Below are 17,045 nucleotides of genomic sequence, written 5' to 3'. Positions count from 1 at the left end.
TAATTGTGGCTGACAACAAAACATATGCCCATCCCTATATCCCAAATACCGTTCCGGAGGTCCGGGACGCGATGCTGAAAGAGATTGGTTTAACGTCTATGGAGCAACTCCACGACGCAATCCCTGACAGCCTGAAGCTGAAGCGGGAGATGGACCTTCCGCCAGCCATGAACGAGTATGAACTGCGCCGACATATTGACGGACTGTTAGCGAAAAACAAGCACAGTGGAGATTATCTTAATTTTCTGGGTGCAGGATGCTGGCAGCATTTCATCCCGGCTGTATGCGATGAGATCAATCAGCGTTCTGAATTCGTGACGGCCTATGCCGGTGAACCTTACGAAGACCATGGTCGGTTCCAGGCCCTATTCGAATATCAGAGCCTGCTTGCCGAGCTCGTGGACATGGATGTCGTGAATGTTCCAACCTTTGACTGGGCTCAGGCGGCTTCCACCGCGATTCGGATGGCGGGGCGTATTACAGGGCGCAAAATCGTGCTGCTCCCGCGTTCCGTAGACCCGGATAAGGCGGCGATTATTCGTAATTACTGTACTCCAGTTATGGATATTCAGTATGTTGACATCGATCAGGTAACAGGACGAATGGATCTGAATGATCTGCGCAGCAAATTAAGTGACGATACGGCGGCGATTTATTTTGAAAATCCCGGTTATCTCGGAATCATTGAGGATCAGGGGGCTGAGATATCTGAACTGGCTCACAAGATAAATGCTGTTTCCATTGTAGGTGTTGATCCCATATCACTTGGAGTTCTGGAGCCTCCGGGCCATTACGGGGCCGATATCATTTGCGGAGATTTACAGCCGCTGGGTATGCATATGAACTTTGGCGGTGGGCAGGCTGGCTTCATTGCAACACGTGATGAGGAAAAATACGTCATGGAATACCCTTCCCGGTTATTTGGCATCGTGCCAACCGAAGTGGAAGGCGAATACGGCTTCGGAGACGTTGCCTATGAACGTACATCATTCGCTCTTCGGGAGAAAGGTAAGGAATCGGTAGGAACCCAGACCGCATTATGGGGCATTACAGCAGGAGTATATCTGGCCCTCCTCGGTCCTGCCGGAATGCAGGAGGTTGGTGGCACTATTATCCAGAAATCGCATTACGCTGCGAAACAGATATCACGAATTCCAGGTGTGTCACTCCGCTTCGAAAATGGCACCTTCTTCAAAGAGTTTGTTGTTGATTTTAATGATACGGGTCTAACCGTTGAGGAGATCAACCAGAGATTAATGGAGTCAGGAATTTTCGGTGGTAAGAATCTGTCATTATCCTACCCATCATGGGGTCAATGTGCACTGTACTGCGTCACGGAAACGCATACCCAGGCCGATTTGGACCGACTCGTCGATACTCTTCGTTCCATTGTCAGCACATCATAACGATCATATAGAGGAGGACTGAATGCCATGAAACGGATTCGCAGAGATCATAAGGTTCGTAATTTTCATCAAGCTAAATGGGATGAGCCCGTTATCTTTGAACTTCACCGGCCCGGAGAGCGGGGTGTCGTTCCACCGGGAACGGAAGCGGCTGTAGCTGCTGAAGTGGGCTCCGCAGAAGACAACATACCGGCATCCATGTGGCGGCGCACTGTTCCCGCTTTGCCTGAAATCGGGCAGGCAAAGGTACTGCGGCATTATCTGAGATTATCCCAGGAAACGTTGGGATCGGATATGAACGTGGAGATTGGTCAGGGAACCTGCACGATGAAATATATTCCACGGATCAACGAAATGCTTATCCGCAATCCACGTATGACCGAGCTTCATCCGCTGCAGGATGTGGATTCTGTTCAGGGGATGCTGGAGATATTCCACAATCTTGATTTGGCAATGCGAGAGATTTCCGGTATGGATGCGTTCTCCTTTCAGCCAAGTAGCGGAACCCAAGCACTTCTGGCTATGGCCTCCATCGTTCGCGCCTATCATGATTCGCGCGGTGAAGGTGAACAACGTGATGAGATCATTACAACGATCTTCTCTCATCCTTCACAAGCTGCTACAGCTGCCGTGAAGGGATATAAGATTATTACGTTGCATCCAGACCAGGATGGATTCCCGGACCTTGAGAAGCTGAAGAACGTTGTCTCCGAGCGGACTGCCGGATTTGTTGTGGCTAACCCAGAGGACACAGGCATCTACAATCATCGTATCCGCGAATTTACGGATGTGGTGCACGAAGCTGGTGGTGTCTGCTACTATGATCAGGCTAACGCCAATGGCCTGCTCGGGATTACACGAGCGAAGGAAGCGGGTTTTGATATGTGCTTTTTCAATCTTCACAAAACCTTTGCTGCGCCCCATATGTGCGGCGGTCCTGCTACGGGCGCTCTCGGTGTGACGGAAGAATTGAAGAATTTCATGCCTGGCCCTTTGGTGGATAAGGAAGATGACGGACGTTATATTTTGAGAGATCAAACGGAAGTCAGCATCGGTAAAGTACGGAGTTTTCACGGTGTAGCCCAAACTGTACTCCGCTCCTACGCCTGGATTATGAGCCTCGGACCGGACGGTCTGAAAGATGTCGCCCAGGTGGCGGTGCTGAATAACAACTATCTATATCATAAAATTGTTCAAATACGTGGAGCGAGTGCCCCGTATGTCCAAGGACGCCGTTTGGAACAGGTACGCTACAGCTGGAAACAGCTCACGGATGAGACTGGAGTGACGACGGAGGATATTACGCGCAGAATGTGTGATTTTGGCTTGCATTACTGGACCTCTCATCACCCGTATATTGTTCCACAGCCGTTCACACTGGAGCCAACGGAATCCTATTCCAAGGAAGATCTCGACGAATATATCCATGCGCTGGAGCATATCTCGAATGAAGCCTATACTCAACCAGATATCGTCAAATCAGCTCCGCATAACAGCACGGTGCATCGCAATGACGAATCCTCTTTGGACGACCCAAAACAATGGTGTATTACCTGGCGTGCATATTTGAAAAAAACACAGCCAGAGCTTCATTAACTGCATTAGCATGTACGCTGTAGCTACTCTTATTGTTCATATAGAGGAGTATTAATATTACTCGTTTTACAAATAGACGATAAAGTAAAGATCCTCAACACGTGTTGAGGGTCTTTTTAATGATTCTATAGCTTTCAGTGGAGTTAAGATAACGATTTATCCCGTCCCCTCTTCCCCATTTATACCGATTTCCTATTCACTCAGCATGGACTGTGTGAATCCGATCCACTCCCGGGTTGCGAAGGATAAATATCGATCCTTCCGCCAAATCATGCCGAGCTGCCACGGAATCACAGGTTCCATCACAGGTATAATGCGCACACGCATATGATCCACCTCACGGCAGATCGTTTCTGGCAGCAATGCCACGCCCAGATTGGCCGCTACCATCGCACTGAGCAGGTCCCACTGGGAGCTTTCATACACCACCCGAGGCTGGAACCCCGCATGCTGACAGGCGGCGATAATCCGGTCATGCAGCGCAAAATCTTCCCGAAACAGCACAAATGCATCATGCTCCAGCTCGCGCAGCGCGACAGACTCTTTGCTCGCAAGCGGGTGTGAAGGATGTACGATCAGATTCAGTTTCTCTTCCACAAAAACAAAGTGGTCCACAAGTTCATCCACAGTAGGCAGAACGGCGACACCAATATCCAGTGCACCACTAATCACATCGGCCTCTACTTTTTTGGCACCGTCCTCGAAGAGCTGAATGGTTACCTGTGGGTAAGCTTTATGAAATTCACCGATAATCATCGGAAAAAAGCTTGAACCTATCATCGGTGGCAAACCAATCCGAAGGTGTCCTTTCTTCAGATTCATCAGGTCGTCCAGCTCGGACGATAAGCTGCGAAATGACTTTTCAATCTCCAGCGCCTGCCGAAAAAAGACATGCCCTGCATCCGTTAACGCTACCTTCTTGCCATAACGATCCAGCAGCGTTACGCCCAATTCGTCTTCCAAGCTTTTGACGGTTTTGCTAATCGTCGGTTGTGTAATGAACAGCACTTCGGCCGCTTTGGTGAAGCTTTGCTGCCGAGCAACTTCCAAAAAATATTGCAAATGGCGGATATCCATCGTCTGATCCCCATCTCTCATAGATAAATGGAATGGTAAACATTCTTAATATGCATTTTACTCATGAAAGAATGCGATGTAAAATTTGTGATATCAAGTGAATCATTTTCATAAACAACTCAAAATCATCACGTTCATTATACAAGGAGGGATTGAAGTGAAGAAATGGGGCCTTGGCATTTTGCAAGTTGCGCTCTTGATGGCCTTTTCACTGCTCATGGACCAGTTGGCCCGTGCTCTCCATCTACCTGTACCAGGTTCCATACTCGGTATGATCGTGCTGTTCATTTTGCTTCAGACCCGGGTCGTGAAGCTGCGCTGGATCGAAATTGGGGCTGCCTGGCTGCTCGGTGAGTTACTGCTATTTTTCATCCCGTCAGCCGTTGGCATTATGAACTACATGCCCATGCTGGAGCAAGACGGACTGCAAATTCTGTTTATTGTTCTGCTTAGCACGTTCCTGGTCATGGCCTGCACAGGCCTTGTTGCCACCCGAATCGCCAAACGAAAGGAGCGTCACACCGGATGATTGGATTCCTCTGTCTCTTGTTAACCGTCGGTATTTACTTGGTCGCCAAACGCATGTATCGCAACCTGCCCAAAGTGTATCTGTCTCCGCTGCTGATTACGCCGCTTCTTGTCGTTGGTGTGCTGCTCGCAACAGGCACGGATTACGCAGCTTACAGCAGTGGCGGTAAATGGCTAAGTCTGCTGCTTCAACCGGCAACGGTGGCCTTTGCCATACCGCTCTATACGTTTTTCCATGTACTCAAAAAACATATTTCCGAGATCGTCTTCAGCGTTATGACGGGTTCCGTCGTGGCGGTCCTCTCTTCTGCCCTGCTCGCCAAGTGGTTGCGCCTGGACTCCGGACTCATTCATAGTCTGATCCCGAGATCGATCACGACCCCTATTGCCATGAATGTATCGGCGACTATTGGAGGCATTCCGGCGGTTACGGCGGTTTTTGTCATCATGACAGGTCTGCTGGGGGCAATAATGGGACCATCCATTGTGAAAATGCTGCGTATTGATGGCGAGATTGCGCGTGGAACGCTGCTTGGAACCGGTGCCCACGGAACAGGCACATCCAAGGCTTTTGAGCTCAGTTCACTGACAGGAACCATCTCCAGTATCTCCATGGTACTGGCCGCATTGTTCACATTAGCGGTTGCACCCGTGCTATCTAAACTTATTTTCCCATAATAGATGGAATTAACCCTATTTCTTGAAATATTATTGTTGTATTAAAGCCCTTTCTTCCTTACAATAAGGACAGGTTTTAATTGTGAATATTGCGGGGGAGATGCGATGAAAAGAACCGGAATGAAGAGATCTCTGGACCGCCTTGGACGAATTGTCCTTCCCAAAGAAATGCGGGATACGATGGAAATCCATATCGGCGATCCGCTCGAGTTTTTCATTGAAGGGAAAGAGTTGATTTTGAGAAAGTATAAATCAACATTGTGTGTGTTTTGCGGTGATGTGGATACGGAAATGTATTTCAAAGAGCAATTCATCTGCCGGACTTGTGCAATTCAATTAAAACACCCGGATGACACTCCCGATTGGTTCGTTCCTCAGAACAAACAGGCTCCTGCACCCGTGGAGCGTCCTGCTACCGAATCCGCCACAGTCTCGTCTCCCACTTGGGTAGAAGGGGCTACAGCTGCCAACCAAGAGTATCCGGACCTGCGGCCGAAGACGGCACGCATGCTGCAACAGATGAAGGAAATTGTTGAACAGAATCCCGGTTTGGCTCAACAGCAAATTGCGGAAAAGCTTGGCATTAGCCAAGGACGCGTCTCCCAACTTAAAAAACTACTATAATAGGAATTTATTCGATTATTTATAATCAGGAGACCTTCCGTTTTAAGAAGTCCCGTTGCAAGAGAACCCTTTGAACTCCGTGGGTTCTTCTTTTTTTTGAGATAAACCACAAAAAAGACGACTACCGCTTAATCACAGTGGTCATCTTTTTCAATATTCTTAACTCCAGCGTTTAACTCTTAGACCTGCACGAGATCCATATCCATTTCTTCTGCTTCCAATTTACGCATCCCCATAATAAGAACGATAATGTTGGCAACCAGCAACACCGCCGGGAAAGGAACAGCTGCGTATTGTCCGTAAATTAGATGACTCCCCACAGCCCCAATCAGAATGAACGTCAATACTCCTGAAGCCAGAATACGAGTACGAGGAATCAACAGACCTACCGCACTGAGCAGCTCTACTACCCCAATGAGATACATCGTCCATGTAGGATAGGAGAACCCTTCGAAAGTCTGCACCATCATCTCTGCTCCACTAACCTTGTTAAAGCCTGCCATTACAAACATACCTGCAAGAACAACCAACGCAATATATCCTAAAATTCTTATGCCTTTGTTCATATGTATAATCCTCCTGAAAATGAATGTCCATATTCATCTGTTGTATAAAAAGCAATCTATGTAAAAGTTACAACGTAACTCTATTTTTAAAATGGGCAGTTTGTACTGCAAAATTGGTATGTGCTGATATTATACATATTAATAATCATTAACTTACTTTTATGAAGTGAGTATATAATAATAACATTATTTATTCAAGTAATTTTTTGACGAATAGTGTATAATACATACAAAAGGTATGTTACAGTACATTTTGTAGTAACATGTTTGACTTCATTGTCCCTTACTTTGGTCAGAGCGGCAGAAAGCCACGCACTTTTATATATACGAATATACGAAGAAATCCATCAATACTTGAATCGAGGTGAACACGTTGAAGCTGAGAAAAGTAAAATCACCAAGTCCCTGTCTCATTACTCAGGCCATGGATATCATCGGTAAGAAATGGGTACTGCTCATCATGTACCAACTGTTATCCGGACCCAAACGATTCACAGAGCTGGAAGCAGAAATGGCGATTAGCGGTCGGTTATTGTCCGAACGTCTGAAGGAGATGGAAATGGAAGGTATCGTAACCCGGCATATGTATCCTGAAATTCCTCCCCGCGTTGAGTATGAATTGACGCCCAAAGGCAGAGCCATCGAACCCGTCATCAATCAGATTTACAACTGGTCCTCAGACTGGTTGAAACAGCAGCAGTCTACTAAGTAGCCAGATTCTGATTCATGTACAACACAAAGACGCCTGAATTGAACTGATCTTTGGATCAGTCCAGATTCAGGCGTCTTTTTCACGCGTTTATATTTCTGGTTACGTCATAAAAGGATTAATGCGAGAGGTGTTTGGATGGCTGAAGCTGTACCGGTAATCCCGAATCTGCCGAAACCAACGCCGCCGTTGTAATTTCCTGTGTACGGCAGGCATCCGCATAATCGGACAATATCCGTGAACGATCTCCGGTACGAAGGGCGTGAATGAACGCTTCATTTTCCCGCTCATAAGGGTTATGCCCTGCGGGAATCTCCAGACCTGCCATCGCATGAGGGGCAGCACTTGGCAGAAGAAGACGTTCAGGTGTCCAGTCCCATACTCCGGCATCCGTGTAGAACTGGAGCCCTGCTCCGCCCTCACCATCTGGCAGCAGGCAGGTGTTGGCAATGCTTGCAATCGCTCCACTCTCCAGCTTAAGCGTTACATTTGCCACATCAGCTACCGTGACATGCTCATGCTTTTCATGCATACTGCGTTGGGCCGCTACAGCGTATACCTCTGTCACTTCACCAGCACAATACCGCAGCAAATCCACGATATGGGTCGTCTGTTCCACAAACTGTCCCCCGGAGCCTTCCTGGCGACGCCACCAAGCGACTCCCGGCATTCCGCCCATCCAGCGTCCAAGCGCCATGCCGACGGTCTGCTCTTTCATCGCTTCTTTCAGTACCTGTGCAGCCTCCTGATAACGGAAATGATAACCTACCGATGTCAACAATCCGGATTTCTGTACCTGATCCAACACCTGACGAGGAATATCCATGCCTGTACTCAACGGTTTTTCCACCAGGAACGGGATACCCCGTCGAATCAATTCAGCTTCAATCGATCCATGAGACATCGGAGGAATACAGATATAGACTGCGTCCAGCTTTTCACCATCCAGCATATGTTCAAGTTCACCGTAGCCAACAGCATCATAGACGGAAGCCATAGCCTCTGCCTTCTCCAACGTTGTTCCGCAGACAGCTGCTACACGAACACCTTCCATTCGTGCCAGAATATCTGCATGTACCTTGCTGAACCAACCTGTTCCAATGATTCCGATCTGTAAAGTCATAGATGTAAACCCCTCTCCTTGTTACACGCTTACATGTTCCATTCGACCCCCAGATGCGAAATCCTGCATTACATTTTGCCCGATGCTTCCAAGAGCAACTGATCCAGTTCATTCGCAAACCGTATCGCTTGTTCCTCCCGCCAATCCAAGTGTTCAGCCATATACTGAATAACCACTGCCTTATACTGGCGGACTTCATCAATGCGGAAAAACAGGTCTCCGGTGCGTCTCACAAAAAAGTCTGCCGGTGTCACAGCCATCTCCTCGTCAATGGCATAACGCAGCATTATCAGCAGCTCCTGTGACATACCATGCAGGTCGGCCTTTGTCCGCGGATCAGGCATCCGCTCGTACAGTGCGTCCACATTGGAACCATACACTCTGGCTAATCGTTCCGCAGTAGATCTGTCGAGTCCAAGTGCTACTCCATCCTTAATCTTGCGTTCAGCATACGCACCAAATGCGGCGGAACCGCCAACATGGCCTCCAGAAATCGGCATCTTTTTCGTAATACATGGTCCAGCGGATCTCCCCGTCTCCTGCTCCAATTGGCGAGCAGTCAGATCAACAACCATCTCTGCCATCTTGCGGTACCCGGTTAATTTTCCCCCGGCAATCGTGATCAACCCCGAAGGGGCTACCCACACTTCATCCTTGCGCGAAATTTCGGAAGGCCCTTTACCCTCCTCATGGATCAGGGGGCGTACTCCAGCCCAACCGGACTCCACGTCCTCAGCTCGGATCCTAACGTCCGGGAACATGCCGTTGACGGCATCGATGACATAATCCCGGTCTGCCTCAGAGATTAACGGATGTGCGGGATCATCTTCGAAGACGGTATCCGTGGTTCCCACATAGGTTTTCCCATCCCGCGGGACAGCAAAGACCATTCGTCCATCCGGTGTATCAAAATATACAGCCTGCCTTAACGGGAAACGCGTACCGTCGAATACCAAATGAATACCTTTCGTCATCTGCAACGTTTTGCCTTGGCGGGACCCATCGATCTTGCGCAGCTCATCCACCCATGGACCGGAAGCATTAATCACCTTGGTTGCCCGCAAATCATAAGATTGACCGCTGATCTGGTCCACAGCCTGAATTCCGGTAATGACCCCATTCTCCTTCAGGAATGCTGCTGCCTTCACATAGTTCACTGCCTGTGCACCGCGCCGCACCGCTTCCTTCATCACTTCAATGGTAAGCCGGGCATCGTCCGTTCGGTATTCCACATAACGTCCACCACCCAGCAGTCCTTCCTTGCGCAGCAAAGGCTCACTGTCTGAGACGGCACCGGCATTTAACATTTGGCGTCGTTCACTACGCTTCACTCCGGCAAGCCGGTCGTACACCATCAGACCAATGGATGTGCTGAAGCGACCAAAGGTACCCGCCGTATAGATGGGGAGAAGCATCGGTTCGGGTGTCGTCACATGTGGCCCATTCTCGTACACCACCGCTCGCTCCCGTCCCACCTCAGCCACCATTTTCACTTCAAACTGCTTCAGATACCGTAGACCGCCATGCACCAGTTTGGTCGAACGACTGGATGTGCCTGCCGCAAAATCCTGCATTTCCACCAGTGCTGTCTTCAATCCGCGGGAAGCTGCATCCAGCGCAATCCCGGCTCCTGTGATTCCCCCACCAATAATCAATATGTCAAAATGTGCATTCGCCATCCGATCCAGATATTCGGTTCGTTTTTCCGCTGAGAACGATGTTGTCATCCCGATTCCTCCCATTGATTACCTTTGTTTTACCCACAAAAGCAAAAAAAAAGACCACGTCATTCGCTTCAGCAATTGCTGAGCGGTACGTGGTCTCTCCCGATCTCCAGACATCATTTTTTTAACTTGTGACTTAATCCTATCACACATTTAAGGCGGCGTGAAGGCCTGAAATGACACATTATTCAAAAAAATTTCAAAAAGTTGTTCTGCCTGCGGATGGAATTTCAAACTGATCCACTAATCATTTATTTTTCCTTATAGTGGGTATATGTTTTCTCTTCTCCAGGAAAATAAACCCTGTAAGTTATGCATCATTTTCCACCAATAAATATCATTTATTGTAGAACTTTATCAAAAAAGTACAAATGCCCATTTGAAATATAATCCACTCATTTGAACACCATCGCTGCCTTCACTGCACGTTGCCACCCTGCATACAGCTCTGTACGCTCTTCTTCAGCCATAACCGGCTGGAAGACACGCTCCGTATTCTCGTGATTCGCCAATTCATCCGCGCTATTCCAATAGCCTACTGCAAGTCCTGCCAGATAAGCCGCACCTAATGCTGTCGTTTCGTTCACATTGGGGCGCTCCACAGGGATATTCAGAATATCACTCTGGAATTGCATCAGAAAATCATTGGCCGCTGCTCCCCCATCTACGCGCAAGGCATTCACCGGAATACCTGAATCGGATTCCATTGCCTCCAGTACATCCTTGGTCTGATACGCCAGTGCTTCCAGGGTTGCACGGATAAAGTGTTCTTTGGTCGTTCCTCTTGTCAAACCAAACACCGCTCCCTTAACCTCACTGTCCCAGTAAGGGCTTCCCAGACCTACAAATGCAGGAACCATATAAACTCCGTCTGTAGAGGGTACACGTGCCGCATAGTCCTCACTGTCTTTTGAGGAACGAAGCATCCGTAAGCCGTCACGCAGCCACTGTACCGCCGAACCTGCGACAAAAATACTGCCTTCCAGCGCATACTCGATTTTTCCATTAATGCCCCATGCAATAGTTGTAATCAGGCCATGGTTGGATTGTACGGGTTGTTCACCGGTATTCATAAGCATGAAACAGCCGGTGCCGTACGTATTTTTCATGCTTCCCTTTGTATAACAGCCCTGACCGAATAATGCCGACTGCTGATCTCCTGCTGCTCCGGCAATTGGAATCCGATGACCAAAGAAATGGTAGTCAACCGTATGTGCGTACACCTCGGATGAACCGCGCACTTCTGGCAGCATCGCTTCGGGAATGTCCAGAATATGCAGCAATTCATCATCCCATTGCAGATCATAGATGTTGTACATTAATGTGCGGGAAGCATTAGATACATCAGTGACATGAGTACCACCGCTCAGCTTCCAGATCAGCCAACTGTCGATCGTACCAAACAGAAGCTCACCCTTCTCTGCACGCTTCCGGGCGCCAGGCACATGATCCAGAACCCATTTCACCTTGGTTCCCGAGAAGTAAGGGTCAATGAGTAAGCCCGTTTTTCGATGAAAAAGATCACCCAATCCCTTCGCCTTTAACTCATCACAAATATCAGCCGTTTGTCTGGACTGCCAGACTACTGCATTATAGATGGGACGGCCCGTTTCTTTGTCCCATACCACAACCGTTTCCCTCTGGTTCGTAATGCCGATGCCGGCAATCTGGACCGGCTTAATTCCACTTTCGGCCAGACATGAAGCCATCACTGCCAGAATGGAGCTCCAAATTTCATTGGCGTTCTGCTCCACCCAGCCCGGCTTGGGAAAGTACTGCGGAAATTCCTGCTGTGCAATATGCACAATCTCACCGCTCCGGTTAAACAGAATAGCCCGGGAGCTCGTCGTCCCCTGATCTAGGGCCAGTATATATTTTTCCATACAGACAACCTCCTGTTGTGGGATTACTGCTTATATTCTGTATGCGATTTCTTGTAGTGCCGAATCAGGTCCATGTTGGAAGTGGTTACTGCGGTAGCTCCGGCTTCCAGCGCCAGTTCAACCTCTTCCGTTGAGCGGATCAACCCACCTGCAATAATGGGTATACCTGTCCGTATGGATACTTCTGCAATAATATGCGGGATAACACCGGGCAGTACTTCAATATAGTCCGGTTGGGTCTTGGACAGCAAAAGATAACTTTTCTCCAGCGCATTTGTATCCAGCAGAAAAACACGCTGAATGGCTGTAATCCCTTTCTGTTTCGCCTTCTGAATTACACTGGCTCGCGTCGAAATCAGTCCTGCCGGACGAATATGCTGGCATAAATACTCTGCGGCATATTCATCGTTCTTCAGCCCCTGCACCAGATCGGCATGCAGAACTATTTTTTTGCCACGTCGCCGTGCTTCTTCCAGAAGACTATGAAGCTGCGCAATATGCGTATCCAGCATAACCCCATAGGTGTATGGGCCTTCAATCATTGCTTCAAACTGCTTCATGCTCTTGGCAGCCGGTAACACATACTGTCCCTCAAATGGCACCTTCGTTCCTCCCGCATAAATCAGATGCCTATATTGTATAGTTCGTATGGTATGAACGGCAAGCAAAGTCAGGACCGTCAGATTAATTCTTGGCGTGAGACGGGGCCATTCCATTCCCTAAACTCAAAAAAGCTGTTCATGTTTACCCCAGAAGGAGCATACACAAACAGCTTAAATTGTCCTGTCTATTGGACAGTATGGCAAACAGGCGTTATGCCAAAATCATATTGAACGATCGATCGGGATCGGGATCAACCTTTTAGGCTTGGGCGTGTGGAAGCAAGGTCTCTTCACCAGCCCATGCATCATTTTCTGCCAAGTGACCCGAACGGCTCACTTTGGTCTGCAAATATTTTTCGTTAAAGGACGAACGATCTCCCCACAGTGGCACACGTCCACCCACATTCAGTCCCGCTTCCTGCAAAGCAGCGAGCTTGCGTGGATTGTTGGTGATCAATGTTACGGGAGCTGTACGAAGTGCCCGCAATACGGCAATGGCATCATCATAATTACGAGCATCGTCTGTAAATCCAAGCTGCAGGTTAGCATCAACGGTATCCAGACCTTCCTCTTGCAACAGGTATGCCATCGCTTTGCTGAACAGACCGATGCCACGGCCCTCATGGTTTGCCAGATAGAAGAGTGCGCCTGCTCCATGGGCAGCAATCATCTTCATCGATTGCTCCAGTTGGAAGCCGCAGTCACAACGTTTGCTGCCAAAGATATCGCCCGTATGACAGATGCTGTGCATCCGAATCAACGCTTCCTGTGCTTCGGCAAACTCACCGTACACCAATACGCTGGATTGCTGACGTTCAGCCAGTTCGGCGGTAGCGAGAGATTCAATCAGCTCGCGGCTTTCCATAGCTTTCTCAGAATTCATCCAGCTGTACCACTGGAAGGTATGTGTCTCTCCATCGAGATTCACCGGAAGTTTAATCGGTCCAACGAGGTGAATGAATTCTTTTCCACTCGGAAAAGTCTGAATTTTGGGGGCAAGCAGTTGAATAATATGTGAATTAATCATTAGTAATTTCCTCCTGTTAAACCATCTTGGTTATGAATTGATTCGCATCCAGACGTAAAATGGATCACTGGATTGCATATCATACGTATCTATATTATTGTCATCATCATTAGTTACTTTATGTAAGCAAGTTTAAAATAAAAATTATATTGTGTCAAGTAACTTTTGTTTCTAAAGTAACTAATAAATTTATGATACGTAACCGACACAAATTTGTGTTTCATTTCAGGAATATTGGGTATGAGTTTATAAACTGCTCATACACTTATGTTGTAGTCCATCGCACTTCATGCCTCGAACTTAACGATGAGGGGGTTATCACATGATCCGCCGGAAAAGAACATGCTGGACAGCCATTCTGCTAGTCTGTGTCATGCTGGTGAGCGGATGCTCCATATGGCCGGGACAGAACGATTCATCGAGCAACAAAAAGGTAGCGCTTACATTGTGGTACTGGAACCGTTCCATCGATGATAAGCTGATTGCCAAGGCCAAGGAAAAGTTCCCCAATATTGAACTGACCGCCCAGAAAATCGGTGGTGATTTCAAGGCAAAACTCAAAACGACACTCGCTGCGCGCTCAGGTGAGCCCGACATTGTCGCATTGAACGATTGGATCATGGAGCTCTTTCCCAGCGAGGACCGTTTCTATAATCTGTATGATCTCGGCGCAGGTGACGTCGAAGACCAATATCTGGATTGGAAATGGAAGCAAGGCGTTACACCGGGTGGACAAATGATCGGCTTCCCTATGGATACGGGACCGACAGCCCTCTTCTACCGTGCAGATCTATTTAAAGAGGCCGGATTGCCTTCCGAGCCTGAAGAAGTGGCTCGTCAGATCAACAACTGGGATGCCTATTCTGCTGCAGGAGAAAAGATCAAGGAAAAGTTCGGAGGCAAGGTATTTCTAACCGACAATATTGGAACCGTTTACAATCAAGTGTTATCGCAAGGAACCGAACGGTATTTCCGTCCTGACGGCTCGTTTATCGGCATGGATTCTCCACTCGTCAAGCAGAGCTGGGATACCGCCGTATCCTTCAAGCAAAAAGGGCTGCTCGCTAATGCAGACGGCTGGACCCCTGGCTGGAACGCAGCGATGAATAATGGTGAGATCGCTTCCTTTGTGGGAGCCGTCTGGATGAAGCAGGTACTGCAGGAAGCCGCGCCGGATACCTCTGGCAAGTGGCGAGTCACTCGCGCTCCTGGTGGAGACGGCAATAACGGTGGATCATTCCTGTCCATTTTGAAGTCAAGCAAACATCCAAAAGAAGCGTTCGAAGTCATCCAGTGGCTGCAAAGCCCGGATAACCAGCTTGAACAATATAAGACGTTGAACCTGTTTCCTTCGGCACCTGGTGTGTTCGATACACCGGCGATGAAAGAAGAAGAACCCTTCTTCGGCGGACAGGCAACAGGGCCTGTATTTGCCGAATCGGCACAGCATGTGCCCGAGGCTTTCTTTGGTGAACGATACCCTTCGGTGCACAACATCATTACTCGGCGGCTGAATGATATTGCGAAGCAAAATGCCAACCCGGAGCAGGTCTGGCCTGATACGGTTCACCGTGTTGAGCGGGAGTTACAGCGTTAATTCAGACACTCTAATGAGATGGCAATCCGCAAAGGAGGAATTCATATGGCTGTAACCGAACCTCGCCTCACTCCGGATCCGGGGAAGGTAAGTCCGGATTTGGATCGGCAGAAATCACTCTTGTCCCGGATGTGGGAACATCGTGCACTCTATGTGGCGATCTCCCCGTTTTACATTCTGTTTGCCGTGTTTGGACTGTTTCCAATCGGTTTTTCCTTATATCTGGCCTTTCACAAATGGGATGGCATTGGTGTGATGACCTATAACGGACTAAACAACTTTAAATATATGCTGACCGATGCTGAATTCTGGCAAGCGGTGGGCAACACGTTCATGATCTGGATTTATTCCACCATCCCGATGTTGTTCTTTGCCCTAATCATTGCGTTTCTGCTGCATGCACCTTTTGTGAAGTTCCGTACTCTGTTTCGGGTAGGGTATTTCTTGCCGAACGTGACGTCCATCGTGGCCGTCGCCATTATCTTCGGTGCCCTATTTGCCAACAACTACGGGTTTCTCAACTATTTGCTCCAGTCCGTCGGGCTTCCAGTGGTGGAGTGGCTGAACGCGCCATGGGGCATCAAAGTGGCAATCTCCTCCATGGTGGTCTGGCGCTGGACAGGATACAACGCAGTCATCTATCTGGCCGGACTTCAGAGCATCCCGCAGACATTGTACGAGGCTGCCAAGATTGACGGGGCATCCGGGATACAGTCTTTTTTCCGAATTACGATTCCAATGCTGCGTCCCGTCATTCTGTTCACTGTGATCACATCAACAATCGGCGGCATGCAGCTATTTACCGAGCCACAAATTCTCGTGGGTAACGATGGCGGCGCAGGCGCAGCCGGGATGACCATTGTACTGTACCTTTACCGCGAATCTTTCATTAATAACTACTTCGGCTACGGTGCTGCGGTTGGTTGGGGCATGTTCCTCATTATCGCCCTGTTCTCGATTGTGAACTGGAAGCTCGTTCAAGGCAAGTCATCCTGATGTGACAAGGGGGGAGCGCTCATGACGTCCAAATCTTTCAAATCGCTGGTGTTGTATATCGGTCTTATCGGGGGCATGCTCATTTCCATGTTCCCGTTCTATTGGCTGATTGTAATGTCTACCCGGACGACGTCCGACATTTATAAGTTCCCACCTCAGCTCTGGTTCGGTGGCGAACTGTGGAACAATATCAGTCGGGTGCTTCAGCAGATTGATTTCTGGGGCGCATTCATGAATACGTTGTTTGTATCGGGCTTGGTGACGGTACTGGTACTGTTTTTTGATTCACTGGCAGGGTTTGCGTTTGCGAAGTTTGAATTCCCGGGTAAAAAATGGCTCTTCGTCCTGCTGCTCGCCACCATGATGGTACCTTCCCAGCTGTCGCTGGTCCCTTCCTTCGTGCTCATGGCCACGTTCGGATGGGTCGGTTCCTTCAAAGCCCTCATTATTCCGGGCATGGTGAACGCCTTCGGCATCTTCTGGATTCGCCAATATGCCACGGAGTCCATACCGAATGACCTGCTGGACGCCGGGCGAATCGATGGCTGTAATTTTTTCCGGCTCTATTGGAATGTAGCGTTGCCCATTCTGCGGCCTGCGTTTGCTTTCCTCGGTGCGTTCACATTTATTGGCGTATGGAATGATTATCTCTGGCCCCTGATCGTCCTGACGGATGCACGAAAGTATACACTGCAGATTGCGTTGTCTCAATTAAACGGACTGTACAATACGGATTACGCGATGGTTATCGCGGGTACACTGCTGGCTGTTATTCCGCTGATCGTGATGTTCCTGTTCATCAGCCGCCAGTTTATCTCCGATATTGCCGCAGGAGCTGTAAAGGATTAGGGATAGCGCATTTTGATCCATCCCTCAAGTCTGATATTCTTATCTATAGATAAATACCAG

The 17,045-nt window shown here is 48.6% G+C and carries 16 protein-coding genes; 9 read left to right on the top strand and 7 right to left on the bottom strand.

Annotated elements, in window-relative coordinates:
- Positions 1–5 precede the first annotated feature (5 nt).
- Positions 6–1,406 carry an aminomethyl-transferring glycine dehydrogenase subunit GcvPA gene (gene gcvPA, locus CS562_RS16510; RefSeq protein WP_099857283.1) on the top strand — a complete coding sequence of 467 codons (1,401 nt, stop codon included), beginning with the start codon at positions 6–8 and terminating at the stop codon, positions 1,404–1,406.
- Positions 1,407–1,433: 27 nt separating this feature from the next.
- Positions 1,434–3,002, top strand: a complete 1,569-nt coding sequence (gcvPB, locus tag CS562_RS16505) for an aminomethyl-transferring glycine dehydrogenase subunit GcvPB (RefSeq protein WP_099857281.1) — start codon at positions 1,434–1,436, stop codon at positions 3,000–3,002.
- Positions 3,003–3,194: 192 nt separating this feature from the next.
- Here the strand turns inward: gcvPB and cidR are convergent, their stop codons facing one another.
- Positions 3,195–4,079 carry a cidABC operon transcriptional activator CidR gene (cidR, locus tag CS562_RS16500; RefSeq protein WP_076287434.1) on the bottom strand — a complete coding sequence of 295 codons (885 nt, stop codon included), beginning with the start codon at positions 4,077–4,079 and terminating at the stop codon, positions 3,195–3,197.
- A 157-nt stretch (positions 4,080–4,236) separates the two neighbouring features.
- Between cidR and CS562_RS16495 the strand changes: the two genes are divergently transcribed.
- The 3 genes from CS562_RS16495 to CS562_RS16485 all read left to right on the top strand — a co-directional run bounded on the left by CS562_RS16495 (position 4,237) and on the right by CS562_RS16485 (position 5,909).
- A complete protein-coding gene (locus CS562_RS16495; RefSeq protein ID WP_063567332.1) occupies positions 4,237–4,608 on the top strand; it encodes a CidA/LrgA family protein in 372 nt (123 codons plus the stop codon).
- Positions 4,605–5,285, top strand: coding sequence for a CidB/LrgB family autolysis modulator (locus tag CS562_RS16490; RefSeq protein ID WP_063567333.1), 681 nt, complete (start codon positions 4,605–4,607; stop codon positions 5,283–5,285). The genes CS562_RS16495 and CS562_RS16490 overlap by 4 nt, the downstream gene beginning before the upstream one ends.
- 105 nt (positions 5,286–5,390) lie before the next feature.
- The gene (locus CS562_RS16485) at positions 5,391–5,909 is read left to right on the top strand and encodes an AbrB/MazE/SpoVT family DNA-binding domain-containing protein (protein ID WP_099857280.1); all 519 of its coding nucleotides are present in this window, start codon (positions 5,391–5,393) and stop codon (positions 5,907–5,909) included.
- 179 nt (positions 5,910–6,088) lie between these two features.
- Here the strand turns inward: CS562_RS16485 and CS562_RS16480 are convergent, their stop codons facing one another.
- On the bottom strand, positions 6,089–6,475 hold the full coding sequence (locus CS562_RS16480) for a DoxX family protein (protein WP_076287432.1): 387 nt from the start codon (positions 6,473–6,475) through the stop codon (positions 6,089–6,091).
- A gap of 424 nt (positions 6,476–6,899) precedes the next feature.
- On the opposite strand from CS562_RS16480, the gene CS562_RS16475 reads away from it, so the two are divergent.
- Positions 6,900–7,187 carry a winged helix-turn-helix transcriptional regulator gene (locus CS562_RS16475; protein WP_062321783.1) on the top strand — a complete coding sequence of 96 codons (288 nt, stop codon included), beginning with the start codon at positions 6,900–6,902 and terminating at the stop codon, positions 7,185–7,187.
- Between the two features lie 115 nt (positions 7,188–7,302).
- Here the strand turns inward: CS562_RS16475 and CS562_RS16470 are convergent, their stop codons facing one another.
- From CS562_RS16470 to CS562_RS16450, 5 genes are all read right to left on the bottom strand, one after another.
- Positions 7,303–8,307: a Gfo/Idh/MocA family protein gene (locus tag CS562_RS16470; RefSeq protein WP_076287431.1), complete on the bottom strand. Its 1,005-nt coding sequence runs from the start codon at positions 8,305–8,307 to the stop codon at positions 7,303–7,305.
- A 68-nt stretch (positions 8,308–8,375) separates the two neighbouring features.
- Positions 8,376–10,034, bottom strand: a complete 1,659-nt coding sequence (locus CS562_RS16465; RefSeq protein WP_099857278.1) for a glycerol-3-phosphate dehydrogenase/oxidase — start codon at positions 10,032–10,034, stop codon at positions 8,376–8,378.
- A 392-nt stretch (positions 10,035–10,426) separates the two neighbouring features.
- On the bottom strand, positions 10,427–11,914 hold the full coding sequence (glpK, locus tag CS562_RS16460; protein WP_099857276.1) for a glycerol kinase GlpK: 1,488 nt from the start codon (positions 11,912–11,914) through the stop codon (positions 10,427–10,429).
- Positions 11,915–11,937: 23 nt separating this feature from the next.
- The gene (locus CS562_RS16455) at positions 11,938–12,516 is read right to left on the bottom strand and encodes a glycerol-3-phosphate responsive antiterminator (protein ID WP_076287428.1); all 579 of its coding nucleotides are present in this window, start codon (positions 12,514–12,516) and stop codon (positions 11,938–11,940) included.
- 259 nt (positions 12,517–12,775) lie between these two features.
- Complete coding sequence (locus CS562_RS16450) at positions 12,776–13,543, bottom strand: GTP cyclohydrolase II (RefSeq protein WP_099857274.1); 768 nt, start codon at positions 13,541–13,543, stop codon at positions 12,776–12,778.
- Positions 13,544–13,865: 322 nt separating this feature from the next.
- Here CS562_RS16450 and CS562_RS16445 point away from each other — a divergent pair, with 322 nt between their 5' ends.
- The 3 genes from CS562_RS16445 (at position 13,866) to CS562_RS16435 (ending at position 16,985) form a co-directional block, all read left to right on the top strand.
- Complete coding sequence (locus CS562_RS16445) at positions 13,866–15,140, top strand: ABC transporter substrate-binding protein (RefSeq protein WP_063567341.1); 1,275 nt, start codon at positions 13,866–13,868, stop codon at positions 15,138–15,140.
- Positions 15,141–15,269: 129 nt separating this feature from the next.
- Entirely contained in the window at positions 15,270–16,136 is an 867-nt protein-coding gene (locus CS562_RS16440) for a carbohydrate ABC transporter permease (protein WP_076287712.1), read from the top strand.
- Between the two features lie 21 nt (positions 16,137–16,157).
- The gene (locus tag CS562_RS16435) at positions 16,158–16,985 is read left to right on the top strand and encodes a carbohydrate ABC transporter permease (protein WP_099857272.1); all 828 of its coding nucleotides are present in this window, start codon (positions 16,158–16,160) and stop codon (positions 16,983–16,985) included.
- Positions 16,986–17,045: the final 60 nt, after the last annotated feature.

Origin of the sequence: Paenibacillus sp. LK1 (assembly GCF_002750415.1) — a bacterium.
Classification (GTDB): domain Bacteria; phylum Bacillota; class Bacilli; order Paenibacillales; family Paenibacillaceae; genus Paenibacillus; species Paenibacillus taichungensis.
The sequence above is the reverse complement of the archived record's forward strand: the minus strand, read 5'-3'. Positions and strand labels throughout refer to the sequence as shown.

What these genes read in the sequence shown, in the direction of transcription:
- gcvPB (WP_099857281.1), top strand. Translation starts at nt 1,434, where the DNA reads ATGAAACGGATTCGCAGAGATCATAAGGTTCGTAATTTTCATCAAGCT.
- cidR (WP_076287434.1), bottom strand. Translation starts at nt 4,079, where the DNA reads ATGGATATCCGCCATTTGCAATATTTTTTGGAAGTTGCTCGGCAGCAA.
- CS562_RS16490 (WP_063567333.1), top strand. Translation starts at nt 4,605, where the DNA reads ATGATTGGATTCCTCTGTCTCTTGTTAACCGTCGGTATTTACTTGGTC.
- CS562_RS16485 (WP_099857280.1), top strand. Translation starts at nt 5,391, where the DNA reads ATGAAAAGAACCGGAATGAAGAGATCTCTGGACCGCCTTGGACGAATT.
- CS562_RS16480 (WP_076287432.1), bottom strand. Translation starts at nt 6,475, where the DNA reads ATGAACAAAGGCATAAGAATTTTAGGATATATTGCGTTGGTTGTTCTT.
- CS562_RS16475 (WP_062321783.1), top strand. Translation starts at nt 6,900, where the DNA reads ATGGATATCATCGGTAAGAAATGGGTACTGCTCATCATGTACCAACTG.
- CS562_RS16470 (WP_076287431.1), bottom strand. Translation starts at nt 8,307, where the DNA reads ATGACTTTACAGATCGGAATCATTGGAACAGGTTGGTTCAGCAAGGTA.
- CS562_RS16465 (WP_099857278.1), bottom strand. Translation starts at nt 10,034, where the DNA reads ATGACAACATCGTTCTCAGCGGAAAAACGAACCGAATATCTGGATCGG.
- glpK (WP_099857276.1), bottom strand. Translation starts at nt 11,914, where the DNA reads ATGGAAAAATATATACTGGCCCTAGATCAGGGGACGACGAGCTCCCGG.
- CS562_RS16450 (WP_099857274.1), bottom strand. Translation starts at nt 13,543, where the DNA reads ATGATTAATTCACATATTATTCAACTGCTTGCCCCCAAAATTCAGACT.
- CS562_RS16445 (WP_063567341.1), top strand. Translation starts at nt 13,866, where the DNA reads ATGATCCGCCGGAAAAGAACATGCTGGACAGCCATTCTGCTAGTCTGT.
- CS562_RS16440 (WP_076287712.1), top strand. Translation starts at nt 15,270, where the DNA reads ATGTGGGAACATCGTGCACTCTATGTGGCGATCTCCCCGTTTTACATT.
- CS562_RS16435 (WP_099857272.1), top strand. Translation starts at nt 16,158, where the DNA reads ATGACGTCCAAATCTTTCAAATCGCTGGTGTTGTATATCGGTCTTATC.